The sequence below is a fragment of the Sorangium sp. So ce693 genome (genome assembly GCF_051521375.1).
GTDB classification, from domain to species: domain Bacteria; phylum Myxococcota_A; class Polyangia; order Polyangiales; family Polyangiaceae; genus Sorangium; species Sorangium atrum.
In genome coordinates this window covers 13,263,180-13,275,538 of sequence record NZ_CP150347.1, presented here as the reverse complement: position 1 = coordinate 13,275,538, position 12,359 = coordinate 13,263,180, and the positions used below count along the sequence as shown (strand labels likewise).

Below are 12,359 nucleotides of genomic sequence, written 5' to 3'. Positions count from 1 at the left end.
CGCTGCTCTGAAGTCCGCTCCACGAAAATAGGTTTCGGGGGCGACCGAAAGAACCGTCGCCCCCAACTTATCCACAGGTCTCACAGCGAGGACTCGCCTCTAACTCCTGGAGATCTCTATGTTATTCTGAATGTAATCGAAGGGCGTGTCGACTTTTCAACAGTCCGCCCACGGCCGCTTCGTCCTCGGGGAATCATCCGCACGCCCCCGCAAAATGCGGGTGGACAGTACAGCCCTCCTGTACCGGGACCCGGCCCGGCCGCAGCCGAGCACGTCGATCGAGGTGAGGGTACAGCCGTCGCGTCGAGGTCCATCGCATTGAAAGACAGATCGGCACAGCCGTCCCCCATACCGCCTCACAGAGCTCGGTAACTCGCAGCGCCCCTTTCGAGGCCACCCTTTGGAGGACCCGGTGCGGCACGGAACCGCCCCGAGGACGAATCGGAGGTAGCACCGGGTGAGTCCGGGCGTCTATCCCCAACTGCGAAACTTGGCTCAAGTATCCGATAGTATTGTTATAAATTCAGTCCCTGACACACTGCGAAGCCGGCTTCGCGTCGACCGAGCTCTGGCTGCCGGACACGAGGCGCCAAAACTCCCGACGCGGGGCGGTGATTTTTACGACGCGCTCACGATTGCAGAGCAAAACCCGCTCATTTCGTCGTCAAGAGGCTCGACGTGGCGGCTTTTCCAGCTTTCTGAGGAAGGCGGAGTTCGTCCAGTACAGAGCGACCGAGGTGCGCCGGTTTTCAGGAGCCAAGAATTTGCCCCCAGGGTCCAGGTGTGCGGTATGGCGAGGCGATGTCGTCGGGGATCCGGTTGACAAGGGGGGCACTCCTGGCGCAGCGGTCGGAGCGGGCGGCGGCCGCCGGGCGGGCCAGGGCCCTCTCGGCGGCAGGCGCGCTCCTGATGGCGTCGGCCGCAGGGCCGGCGGCGGCCGACGAGCTGCCGCCGCAGCTCGCCTATGGCTACGGCGAGAATGAGACGCCCCGCGCCGCGGCCTTCGGGGGTGCGCTGCGCGCCCTCGGGAACGGGACGTCGGCCGTCTTCCTCAACCCGTCCGCCATGGTGGAGACCCGCGTCTATCACCTCCAGGGGCTCTTCCAGGGGAGCCCCGAGGCCGGCCGGCACGCCTATGGCGGCGTCGTCGTCGACTCGGTCACCGGCAAGCTCGCCGGGGCGCTCTCCTTCGTGGGCGGCTTCGTCGACATGGACGGCGGCATCGAGCGCTCGTACCTCGACGCGCGGGCAGGCCTCGCCTACCCCTTGACCGACCGCATCTTCGCCGGGCTCACCGGCCGCTACGCCAAGATCACGCAGGACGGGACGCTGCGTGAAGGCGGCCTCGGCGACAGCCCCGTCTCGGGCGGGCTGCGCGAGTGGGAGAATGGGAAGCTCGTCGGTCGGCACTCCTTCGTCGACACGTTCACGTTCGACGCCGGGCTCACCGTCAAGGCGACCGACAGCCTGCACATCGCGGTCGTCGGACAGAACCTCACCTACCCCGACCACGGGCTGCTGCCCACGACGGTCGGCGGCGGCGTCGGGTTCGGCACCGCCGACTTCTCGATCGAGGTCGACGGGCTCGCCGACCTCAACTCTTACCGCGACACCACCTTCCGCTTCATGGCCGGCGGCGAGTACCTCGTCGCCGATCACTTCCCGCTCCGCGCCGGGTACCGCTTCGACCAGGGCGCCGACCAGCACGCGCTGTCGCTCGGCCTCGCCTACGTGGGGACCCAGTTCTCCGTCGAGGGCACCGTGCGGCGGGCCCTCGCCAGCGGAGGACCCACCACGTTCGTGGTCGGGCTCGCGTACCACCTCGAGTCGAGCGGGCTGACCCGCGGCTCGTCCGACAGCTTCTAGAGCGGCGGTCACCCGCTTCGGAGACGGGCCCACCTCGACGTTTTCGGTGCTCAGCGCACTGGAGTGCGCTTGCGCGCCGAAAACGCCGATCTGGGCCCGTCTCCTGTGCGGGAGACCGCCGCTCTGCGACGCTTCCAGAGCGACCTCCGACGACGATCCGCGCGCCTGCGCCGACCTCGGGGCCCGGCTCCCCCTTCTCGCCGCGGCGCGCCTGCTCTAGGTCGGCCCTGCGTGCTGTGCCTGACCCTACCGACCGATCCACGCTGGGCTGACGTGGCGCTCGCCGATCTGCCGGCGCTCCTGACCGACCACGCGCACTGCGAGATGAAGGCGGCGTCGAACGCCCTGTCCCTCGCCGCGCGCTGGCCGTCGCTCCCGCGCCTCGCGCGGGCGCTCGTCGACCTCGCCGAAGAGGAGCTCCGGCACTTCCGCGCGCTGCTCGACGTGATCGAGCAGCGCGGCCTCGCGCTCGGCAAGCCGGAGACCGACGTCTACGCGAGCGAGCTGCGCAAGGCGGCCTCGAGCAGCTGCGCGCGCAACGCGAAGGCAGCGCTCATCGATCGGCTGCTCGTCGGCGCGATCATCGAGGCCCGCTCCTGCGAACGCTTCAGGCTGCTCGCCGACGGGCTGGCGGCGCGCGACCACGAGCTCGCGCCGCTCTACGAGGAGCTCTTCGCGTCGGAGGCCCGGCACTACCGGACCCTCGTCGACCTCGCCGTCGAGGTCGCCGGCGACGAGGGCGCCACCCGGAGCCGGCTGGCCGACCTCGCGCGCGCCGAGGGCGAAATCGCCGGGCGGCTCGGGACGGCACCGGCGGTGCACGGGTAACATGCGGGGCGTGCGGAACGTGGGTAGATGAGCATGGAGATCGATCTGATCCGCCTCGACCGGGACGTCGCCCGCGCGGAGCGCGCGTGGCGCGCGGCGCTCGGCGACCTCGTCAGGCGCGGTCCGGCGCCGCCCAGCGCCGACGAGGACGGCCCGAGCGCCGCCGAGGCGAGGGCCAGGCTCGAGAACCCGCTCGATCCCTTCCGGCGCGTCAGCTCGCGGACGACCTACCTCGAGCTCACCGACAAGACCCCCGGCCTCGGCGCGGAGCTCGGGCTCGCGAGCCCGACGTCTCCCGCCGCGCCGGACCCGACCGGCCTCGCGGCCCCCCTCGCCGACTGGGTCTGCGCGCTCACGCTGGAGCGCGTGATCTGGGCCGACCGCGTCCGGCTCGCCGCGGCCTGGCACGCGCCGCTGGTCACGATCGACCTGCCCGAGCCGGCGCGGATGTCGCCCCACGAGGCGCGCCTCAGGCTGCTCGCCGACCCGACGAGCGCCGGGCGGCAGATCTTCGCCGAGGCGCTCGCCCGAGGATCCGGCGCGGTCGCCGACGCCGCCCGCGTCCTCGTCGAGCGGAGGCACGAGGCGGCGCGGCGGCTCGCGGAGCAGGGCCTCCGCGCGATCGAGATCCCCTGCGACCCTCCCGGCGCGGCGATCGGCGCCGCGGACGCGCTGCTGCGCCGGACCGAGTCGGTGGTCGAGCTCGAGCCGACCTGGCACGCCGCGCTCGGGCGCGCCGTCGGCCGCGACGCGGCGTCGGGGTGGCCAGCGCGGCTCGGCCCACGGTGGATCGAGGAGCTGTTCCGCGCGACGAAGCTGACCGACGGCGTCGCGATCGATCTCGGACCGCTGCCGCGGCCGCTCGGCGCGGCGTCGTTCGCGCGCGCGCTCGCCCGCTTCGGCGCGGCGCTCGCGCGTGGTGATGGAGCGCGCGGGCCGTTCGCGCTCTCCCGCGCGCCGTTCGATCTCCGGCAGGCGCGCCGCGCCGCGCTGTTCGGCGGCCTCGTCGCCGATCCCGTCTTCTGCGCCCGCGCGCTCGGGCTCGGCCGGGGCCGCGCGCTCGATCAGGCGCGCGCCACCGCGCGCAGCCTCCTCCTCTCGCTGCGCCTCGACGCCGCGACCGTGGCGCTCGTGTTCGGCGCCGACAAGGACGGAGGCGGGCACGTGCTGCTCCGGGCCTCGCGCGATCGGAGCGACCGCTTCGAGGAGACCACCGCGCGCGCGCTCGGCGGGCCGATCCCGGGAGCGCTCGCCGGCGTCATCCCGGCGCTCGATCCCGGCGCGGCGGTCCGGCTCGCCGGGGCGCTCCTCGCAGCGCGCGATCGGCGCAGCCTGATCGAGCGCTTCGACGAGGACTGGTTCCGCAATCCGCGCGCCGCCGAGGCCATCCGCGACGAGGACGGCGCGCGCGCGCCGGCGCCACGCGCCAGCGAGGGCGATCTCGAGGCGGGCCTCGGAGAGATGATGCGCTCGCTCGCAAGCTTGTAGCGCGGGCATCGCCCGCGCTCGCACGCCTGGAGCGCGCCCGTCACCCGCGAGCGAAGCGTGCGATCGCGAGGCTGTAGCGCCCGTCACCCGCGAGCGGCGCGCGGCCGCGTCGTCAGGAGACGTGATGTTAAAGAGGGGCTCGTCCGCCCTGCGAGAACCCTTCCAGCTTTGACTGACACGTGCTAGTGCCGGCTCGCGAAATCGCCCCCCCGAGGGGCGTGGGGCAGCGAGCGGCTCGCGCTGCGCCGCCCTCGTCGCCGAACAAGCACCCGTGAACCCGAACGCAATGCACCCACTCCTCGCGTCCGGCGCCAGCCCCATCGCCGTCGACTTCGATCTGACGTTCCTGGCGCAGGTCGTCCTGTTCTCGACGTTCGTCGTCGTGCTCAAGCCGCTCCTGTTCGATCCGCTGCTCCGCGTCTTCGAGGAGCGCGAGCGGCGCACCGACGGCGCCAAGCGGGAAGCGCGCGAGATGGACGAGCGCGCCGGCGAGCTGCTCACCCGCTACGAGGCCGAGATCGAGAAGGTCCGGCGCGAGGCCGGGATCGAGCGAGAGCGGCTCCGCGCCGAGACCGCGAAGATCGAGGCGCAGATCATGGCCGAGGCCCGCGCGGAGACGGCGCGGATCCTCGAGGACAGCAAGGCGAAGATCGCGGCCGAGGTCGCCCGCATGCGCGGCGAGCTCGCCGCCGCCCAGCCCGCGCTCGCCGCGGAGATCGCCGCCAGCATGCTCGGCCGCGAGGTGCGCCAGTGAAGAAGCCGCTCCTCCGCTCCTCGCTCGCGCTCGGCCTGGCCGCGGCGCTCGCCGCCGGCACGGCGCTCGCGCAGCAGCCCGGCTCCGAGCCGGCGCTGCCCCCCGGGCACCCGCCCATCCCGTCGCCTGCCGAAGCGCAGCCGGGCTCGCAGCAGATGCCGCAGCGCCCGCGCGACATGCAGCCCGGCCGGCCGCTCGGGCCGGGCGGCCGCCAGCTCCCGGGAGGCCACGGGATCCGTCCGGCGGGCATGCAGCGCGGGCGCCCCACGCCGCCGCCGGCGCCCGAGCCGGCGTCCCACGGGGAGGAGCACTGCCCCGGGCACGGCCCGACGGATCCGCCGCCGCACGTCAACTGGTGGCACGGCCTCATCGGCGTGAACAACGAGGCGGCCGCGAAGGGCGGCGTCAACGCGCTGCTCTGGCGCTACAACAACGAGCAAAACCCCTGCGATCCGAAGAACGAGCCGCCGCCGTTCCTCGCGTCGGTCCTGAACTTCGGGCTGCTCGCGTTCATCGTCGTCCGCTTCGGGAGGAAGCCCATCGCGGAGGCGCTCAAGAAGCGCAAGCAGACGATCACGCAGGAGCTCGACAACGCGTCGCGCCTCAAGCAGGAGGCCGAGCAGCGGCTCGAGGACTACGAGGACAAGCTCACGCGGCTCGAGGAGACGCTCGCCGAGCTCAAGGCCGAGCACGCGGCGCAGGCGGAGGTCGAGAAGGCCCACGTGCTCGCCGAGGCGGAGCAGCGGCGCGTCCGGATGCGGCGCGACGCCGAGTTCCGCGCCGAGCAGGAGCTCAAGGCGGCGCGTGCCATGCTCCTCCAGGAGGCGGTGCAGAACGCCGTCGCCGCGGCCGAGGAGCTGCTCCGGCAGCGCATCGGCCAGCAGGACCTCGACCGGGTCAACGAAGAGTACCTGAAGGCCATCCCCGCGGCCGTCTCCGCCGGCGCCGCCCGGGGAGCCCAGACCACCGGAGCAGCGACATGAGCTACGAGTCCGTCGCCCGACGCTACGGGCGCGCGATCTTCGAGATCGGCAAGGAGACCGGGACCCTCGCGGCCCTCGCCAGGGAGATCGGGGACGCCAGCGCGATGTACTCGGCGAGCGAGGAGCTCCGCCTCGTCCTCGACAACCCGCTCATCCCGGAGGCCTCGCGCGAGGAGCTGCTCCGCGAGCTCGCCGGCCGCGCCGCCTTCTCGGACGTGGCGAGGAACACCCTCCTCCTGCTGGCGCGGCGCCGGCGGCTCGCGGCGCTGCCCGAGATCGCGCGGCAGCTCGCGCTCCTCGTCGATCAGGACCAGAACGTCGCCCGGGCCGTGGTGACGAGCGCGGGCCCGCTGACCGACGGCTACCTCGACCGGCTCCGGGCCGAGCTCGAGAAGGCGACCGGCAGGAAGATCTCGGTCACCCACAAGCAGGATCCCTCGCTCATCGCGGGCGTGGTGACCCAGATCGACGATCAGGTGATCGACGGCAGCCTCCGGACCCGGCTGTCGAGCTTCCGTGACAACCTGCTCCGAACCTGAGGGGACGCGAGCAAGCACCCCTGTTTCATGATGGGTCTTGGCCCGGCGCTCGCCGCCCCCTCGACCTTGACGACGTTGATTCCGCAGCCCAAGCGTCTCCCCACAGAGGACTCCGCATGCAGCTCCGCGCCGAAGAGATCTCCCAGATCATCAAGAAGCAAATCCAGAATATCGACAAGGCCGCTCAGGTCACCGAGACGGGCACCGTGCTCACGGTGGGCGACGGCATCGCCCGCGTGCACGGCCTGAGCCGCGCGATGGCCGGCGAGCTCGTCGAGTTCACCGGCTCGGAGGGCGGCAGCCTGATGGGGCTCGTGCTGAACCTCGAGCAGGACAACGTGGGCGCCGCCATCTTCGGCGACACGAGCACCATCAAGGAGGGCGACGCCGTCAAGCGGACCGGGCGCATCATGGAGGTGCCCGTCGGTGAGGCGACTCTCGGGCGCGTCGTGAACGCGCTCGGCATGCCGATCGACGGCAAGGGCCCGATCGATACGAAGGAGCGCCGCCGCGTCGAGGTGAAGGCGCCCGGCATCATCCAGCGCCAGCCGGTCACCGAGCCGATGCAGACCGGCATCAAGGCGATCGACGCGATGATCCCGGTCGGCCGCGGCCAGCGCGAGCTCATCATCGGCGACCGGCAGGTGGGCAAGACCGCCGTCGCCGTCGACGCGATCATCAACCAGAAGGGCAAGGGCGTCATCTGCGTCTACGTCGCGATCGGCCAGAAGCTGTCGACGGTGCGCCAGGTCGTGGACAAGCTCGATGCGCACGGCGCGCTGGAGTACACGATCATCGTCGCCGCGACCGCGAGCGAGACCGCGCCGCTCCAGTTCATCTCGCCGTACACCGGCGTGACCATCGGCGAGTACTTCCGCGACAGCGGGCGCCACGCCCTGTGCATCTACGACGACCTCTCGAAGCAGGCGGTCGCGTACCGCCAGCTCTCGCTCCTGCTCCGCCGCCCGCCGGGCCGCGAGGCGTACCCGGGCGACGTCTTCTACCTCCACTCCCGGCTCCTCGAGCGCGCCGCGAAGATGGCCGACATCTTCTACGTCGTGTCGAAGGGGACGAAGATCGAGGGCGGCGACGCCTCGTACCGCGGCGTCGACGGCAAGGCGCACGTCGGGGCGCACGGGATGCACTCGGCGAAGGACTCGCTCTGGAAGACGATCGACGGGGCCCTCTTCGAGAAGCTCGAGCAGGCGCGCAAGGACGAGAAGAAGGACGAGATCAAGAAGCTCGAGCAGCAGCTCTCGGACAAGGCGAAGGCGAGCGACTACGAGATCGTCCGTGATCCGAAGTCGGGCGGCTCGCTCACGGCGCTTCCGGTCATCGAGACGCAGGCGGGCGACGTGTCGGCGTACATCCCGACGAACGTCATCAGCATCACGGACGGGCAGATCTTCCTCGAGGCCGACCTCTTCTACTCCGGCGTCCGCCCGGCCATCAACGTCGGCATCTCGGTCAGCCGGGTCGGCGGCAACGCGCAGATCAAGGCGATGAAGTCGATCTCCGGCACGCTCCGCCTCGATCTCGCCCAGTACCGCGCCATGGCCGCGTTCTCCCAGTTCGCCTCGGACCTCGACGCGAAGACCCGCGCGCAGCTCGAGCGCGGCGCGCGCCTCACCGAGATCCTGAAGCAGGGCCAGTACGTGCCGCTGGCGGTCGAGAAGCAGATCCTCATCATCTACGCCGGCACGCAGGGCCTGCTCGACAGCCTGCCGGTGAGCTCGCTCGGGCGCTTCGAGGAAGAGCTCTACAAGTTCATCGAGGCGAAGCACCCCCAGATCTTCGTGGACATCCGCGAGAAGAAGGTCCTCGACGACGACCTCAAGTCGCGGATGACGAAGGCGATCGACACCTTCAAGAAGCGGTTCGCTGTGGAAGCGGCCGGCGCCTCGACCTCGGCCGACGAGGACGGCGCGGGCGACGAGGAGGAGGCGCCGGCGCCGAAGGCCAAGTCGAAGAACGGGAAGAGCGCCTCGAAGGCAAAGGAAAAGTAGGCAGCCGTGCCCAGCCTCAAGTCCATTCGCAAGCGGATCTCCAGCGTCAAATCGACGCAGAAGATCACCCGCGCCATGAAGATGGTCGCGGGCGCCAAGCTCAACAAGGCGCAGCAGCGCATCACCGAGCTGCGGCCCTACGCCGTGAAGGTGCAGGAGGTGCTCTCGGCGATCACGCGCGACGCGGCTCCCGCGGCCGAGGCGCTCGCGGCGGAGGGGATCGGGGCGGAGGGCGAGGCGGGCGCGCTCGCCGGTGGCGAGAAGGCGCTGCACCCGCTGCTCGTGACCCGCCCGGAGCGGCGCGTGCTGCTCCTGGTGCTCACGAGCGACCGCGGGCTCTGCGGCGGCTTCAACACCAACATCAACAAGCGCGCCGAGCGCGAGTGGAAGAGCCGGACGGAGGCGGGCCAGGAGGTCCAGCTCGCGCTCATCGGCCGCAAGGGCCGGGACTATTTCAACCGCCGCGGCGCGCCGATCCTCGAGTACCTGGCCGGGGTCTGGGACAAGCTCAACCTCGAGACGGCCCAGGCCGTCGGCGCGAAGCTCCTCGCCCCGTTCAACAAGGGCGAGGTCGACGCGATCTACCTCGTCTACAACGAGTTCAAGAGCGCGATCACGCAGACGGTCGTCGTCGAGCGGCTCCTGCCGCCCGCCGGCGGTCCGGCGAAGGAGCTGGAGCAGGGAGACGAGGGCGGCCACGGCGCGCCTTCCGCGGCGTCGGAGTTCCTCTACGAGCCGGACAAGGGCGCGCTCCTGGAGCGGCTCGTGCCGATGTACGTGGACATCTCGATCCTGCGCGCGCTCTACGAGTCGATGGCGAGCGAGCTCGGCGCGAAGCTCACGGCGATGGACGCCGCGAACAAGAACGCCAAGGAAGTGATCGACAACCTGACGCTCGAGTACAACAAGGCGCGTCAGGCGGCGATCACCAAGGAGCTCATGGAGATCATCGGCGGCAGCGAGGCGCTCAAGGAGTAGCGAGCCGCGCTGCACGCCGGGATCTTCGATCTCCGCCTCGGGGCCGGTCGCGCGCGCGACCGGCTCGCGTTTCGGGGGCTTCGCCCCGCCTCTCTTCACTCGAATCACCCGCAGCGCCCGCCCCCGGCTGCCCGGCGCTGGGCAAACATCCGAGCAGCCAGCACTGGCGGAGCTGACCGGGCGGCCCCATGGTTGCGTTCCCGTGCTCCAGCCCATCAACCCCGATCACCCGGAACCCCGCAAGATCGCGCGAGCGATCGATCTCATTCAGAAGGGGGAGGTCATCGGCTACCCGACCGATACCGTGTACGGGTTCGGGTGCGACCTGATGAACAAGGCCGCTATCGAGCGGGTGTATCAGATCAAGGGGATGCGCCAGAACAAGAACCTGGCGTTCATCTGCCCGGATCTGAGCGACATCGCGCGCTACGCGATCGTCGAGAACCAGGCGTACCGCATCCTGAAGCGCTTCCTGCCCGGGCCGTACACCTTCATCCTCCCCGCGACGCGCGAGGTGCCGAAGTACGTGCACCTCAAGCAGAAGACGGTCGGCATCCGCGTGCCGAACCACCCGGTCGCGCTCGCGCTGGTCCGAGCGCTCGGGCGGCCGCTCATCAGCACGACCGCGGCGCCTCCTGGGGAGGATCCGATCATCGATCCGGGGGAGATCGACGATCGGTTCCCGGGGCTCGCGCTCGTCCTCGACGCAGGGACCGGCGGGGCCGTGCCCACGACCGTGATCGACCTGAGCCAGGGCGATGTGCAGATCGTCCGGCAGGGCGCGGGGCCGACGGACGATCTCGTCTGAGCCAGGGCGCGAGGGAGAGAGGGGCATCCGAGCCGCCCGGCCCGAGGAGAGGGAGCTCGTAGAGCCCAGTCAGGGACGTTCCGGCTCGCCGTCCGCGGCTGGAACGGACTCGTACGCCGTGTACACGATCCCCTCGCGGTCGAGCCGCTCCCGCGCCGTCGCGAAGGCGAGCGGGCTCCTGTCGCCGCCGACGAAGCGGCGGCCGAGGCGCGCGGCCGCGACGAGCGTGGTGCCGCTGCCGCACATGAGGTCGGCGACGGTCGCGCCGGGCGCGGAGGACGCGCGGACGATGCGCTCCAGCAGCCGCTCCGGCTTCTGCGTGGGGTAGCCGGTGGCCTCGCGGCGCAGCGGGGTGTTGGCGACCATCCCGGGAATGTCGCTCCACACGCTCCCGAGCCGGCGGCCCTCGTCGGCGTAGTACCGGTACGCTTTGCCGCCGAGGATCCGCTCGCGGTACAGGCGGCCTTCCTCGTCGCGGTGCTTGAAATGCATCGCGAGGCTGGTCTCGGCGTACGGCTCGCGGAGCATCGGATCCGCGACGTTGTAGACCACCTGGCCGCGCTCGCCCGCGGCGCGCGCGTAAAGGAGGATCGTCTGGTGCGTGACGGAGAAGCCGCGCGCGCCCCGGCCGCCGTTGCCGGGCGCCCAGATGATCTCGCCGAGGAAGGCGCCGCGGCCGAACAGGCGATCACACGCGACCTTCGCGTCGTGGACCGCGCGGTGATCGAGGTGCAGGTACAGCGTCGCGCCCTCGGTCATGCGATCGCGGATGGCCGCGAGGCGCGGCTCGAGCATCGCGACGAGCGCGTCGGCGCTCGCGCGATCGTCGTACGCGTCGGGCCCGCTCTCCGGCCGGCGCCGCCCGCGCGCCTGGCCCCGCGCCGCCCGCGCGGTCATCGTCGTCCCGACGCCGAAGGGAGGATCGAGGTAGACGAGATCGAACCGCACGTCCGCGGGGAGCGCCTCGCAGACCTCGGCCGCGTCGCCATGTGCCAGGAGGTGGCTCACAGGGCGCTGTCCGGAGCCGCCACGCGAGAGCCCGCGGCGGCGCTTCCAGGCAGGAGGTCGTCGAGCAACGCGGCGGCGAGGTCGCCGTCCGACGGCGCGATGAGCTGCGGCACGGCCGGCAGCCATGGCCACTGCGGGCCGCCGCCGAGGCAGCCGGAGAGGGCTTCGTCGGGCGTGCACGCGACGCGGAGGTGGATGTGATCGGCGTGCGCCGTGCTGTCGCCCGGCTGGAGCAGCACGCTCTCGGCATACCAGATGAGCTCCGGATCCTCGCCGAGCGCGCGGGCGTACTCGATGAGCAGCGCCTCGAGCCAGCGGGCCAGGAAGAGCCACTGGACGTGCGCCTCGGGCGAGCGGACGAGCGACTTCACGAGCAGCCACTCCCGCTCGACGTCGAAGCGGGCGTACTGAGGCGCGCCCGCGCGCGGCGACGCGGGCTCCTCGGCGCCATCGCTGATCCGCGCGAGCCCGTCCGGCCCGAAGGCGACGAAGCCCGGCGAGCGCACAGGGCGGCCGTCCGGGGTCAGCGCGTAGAGCAAGAGGTCGGCGTCGCGCCCGGTGCGGTGGGACCGGTGCCCCCGCGTGGCGCCGCCGTAGCGCGCGGAGAGGTCGCCGACGACGAGCGGCTCGCCACCCGGCCGCGCCAGCGCCACCTCCGCCGCGGCGCGCTGGACCGCGGCGACCAGGCCCGCCGTCCCCCACCGGATGCCGTTGCTGCGGAGCAGCCGGTAGCCTGGGCCCTGCTTCGGGAGCTCGACGGCGTCGGTGATGACGCCGTGGTGCGGGACGCCGATCGAGCCGCGGAGCGCAGGGGCGAGCGGCGTGGGCGAGGAGCCGACGCAGGCCGCGCAGCAGAGCGCGACGAGCCCGAGGAGGAAGGTGGCGAGGAGAGGACGGCTGGGCATCACGACGAAAGAGAGGAGGGCCGCGGCGTCAGGCACCGGACGGACGAAGCTGGCGCTGACAGCCGCTCGTTAGCCGCGCGGGCGGCGGAGGGGAAGTTCTCGGCTCACCGGGGTGCCCGAAGCGCGGCGCGCACCGCGATCGTGGGTCCAGCCGGCGAGGCAGATGAGCTCGCCTGCGCGCGTCCGCTCCCCGTGG

At 71.7% G+C, this 12,359-nt stretch carries 11 protein-coding genes; 9 read left to right on the top strand and 2 right to left on the bottom strand.

Going from position 1 to position 12,359, the window contains the following annotated elements:
• Positions 1–819: 819 nt before the first annotated feature.
• The 9 genes from WMF14_RS49660 to WMF14_RS49620 all read left to right on the top strand — a co-directional run bounded on the left by WMF14_RS49660 (position 820) and on the right by WMF14_RS49620 (position 10,250).
• Positions 820–1,866: a hypothetical protein gene (locus tag WMF14_RS49660; protein WP_437798084.1), complete on the top strand. Its 1,047-nt coding sequence runs from the start codon at positions 820–822 to the stop codon at positions 1,864–1,866.
• Between the two features lie 231 nt (positions 1,867–2,097).
• The gene (locus WMF14_RS49655) at positions 2,098–2,694 is read left to right on the top strand and encodes a tRNA-(ms[2]io[6]A)-hydroxylase (protein ID WP_437798082.1); all 597 of its coding nucleotides are present in this window, start codon (positions 2,098–2,100) and stop codon (positions 2,692–2,694) included.
• 27 nt (positions 2,695–2,721) lie between these two features.
• On the top strand, positions 2,722–4,182 hold the full coding sequence (locus tag WMF14_RS49650) for a hypothetical protein (protein ID WP_437798081.1): 1,461 nt from the start codon (positions 2,722–2,724) through the stop codon (positions 4,180–4,182).
• 271 nt (positions 4,183–4,453) lie between these two features.
• Positions 4,454–4,936, top strand: coding sequence for an ATP synthase F0 subunit B (locus WMF14_RS49645; RefSeq protein WP_272097039.1), 483 nt, complete (start codon positions 4,454–4,456; stop codon positions 4,934–4,936).
• Entirely contained in the window at positions 4,933–5,919 is a 987-nt protein-coding gene (locus tag WMF14_RS49640) for a F0F1 ATP synthase subunit B family protein (RefSeq protein ID WP_437798079.1), read from the top strand. The genes WMF14_RS49645 and WMF14_RS49640 overlap by 4 nt, the downstream gene beginning before the upstream one ends.
• On the top strand, positions 5,916–6,458 hold the full coding sequence (gene atpH / locus WMF14_RS49635) for an ATP synthase F1 subunit delta (RefSeq protein WP_437798077.1): 543 nt from the start codon (positions 5,916–5,918) through the stop codon (positions 6,456–6,458). Before WMF14_RS49640 ends, atpH begins: the two co-directional genes overlap by 4 nt.
• Positions 6,459–6,574: 116 nt before the next feature.
• Positions 6,575–8,464 carry a F0F1 ATP synthase subunit alpha gene (atpA, locus tag WMF14_RS49630; protein WP_437798076.1) on the top strand — a complete coding sequence of 630 codons (1,890 nt, stop codon included), beginning with the start codon at positions 6,575–6,577 and terminating at the stop codon, positions 8,462–8,464.
• A gap of 6 nt (positions 8,465–8,470) precedes the next feature.
• The gene (gene atpG / locus WMF14_RS49625) at positions 8,471–9,442 is read left to right on the top strand and encodes an ATP synthase F1 subunit gamma (protein WP_437798074.1); all 972 of its coding nucleotides are present in this window, start codon (positions 8,471–8,473) and stop codon (positions 9,440–9,442) included.
• Positions 9,443–9,644: 202 nt separating this feature from the next.
• Entirely contained in the window at positions 9,645–10,250 is a 606-nt protein-coding gene (locus WMF14_RS49620) for an L-threonylcarbamoyladenylate synthase (protein ID WP_272097034.1), read from the top strand.
• A 69-nt stretch (positions 10,251–10,319) separates the two neighbouring features.
• On the opposite strand, the gene WMF14_RS49615 is transcribed toward WMF14_RS49620, so the two are convergent.
• Positions 10,320–11,258 (bottom strand): DNA-methyltransferase, encoded by a 939-nt coding sequence (locus tag WMF14_RS49615; protein ID WP_437798072.1) that lies wholly within the window; start codon positions 11,256–11,258, stop codon positions 10,320–10,322.
• The gene (locus WMF14_RS49610; protein WP_437798071.1) at positions 11,255–12,163 is read right to left on the bottom strand and encodes a penicillin-insensitive murein endopeptidase; all 909 of its coding nucleotides are present in this window, start codon (positions 12,161–12,163) and stop codon (positions 11,255–11,257) included. The genes WMF14_RS49615 and WMF14_RS49610 overlap by 4 nt, the downstream gene beginning before the upstream one ends.
• Between the last annotated feature and the right edge of the window lie 196 nt (positions 12,164–12,359).

What these genes read in the sequence shown, in the direction of transcription:
- atpH (WP_437798077.1), top strand. Translation starts at nt 5,916, where the DNA reads ATGAGCTACGAGTCCGTCGCCCGACGCTACGGGCGCGCGATCTTCGAG.
- WMF14_RS49610 (WP_437798071.1), bottom strand. Translation starts at nt 12,163, where the DNA reads ATGCCCAGCCGTCCTCTCCTCGCCACCTTCCTCCTCGGGCTCGTCGCG.
- WMF14_RS49650 (WP_437798081.1), top strand. Translation starts at nt 2,722, where the DNA reads ATGAGCATGGAGATCGATCTGATCCGCCTCGACCGGGACGTCGCCCGC.
- atpA (WP_437798076.1), top strand. Translation starts at nt 6,575, where the DNA reads ATGCAGCTCCGCGCCGAAGAGATCTCCCAGATCATCAAGAAGCAAATC.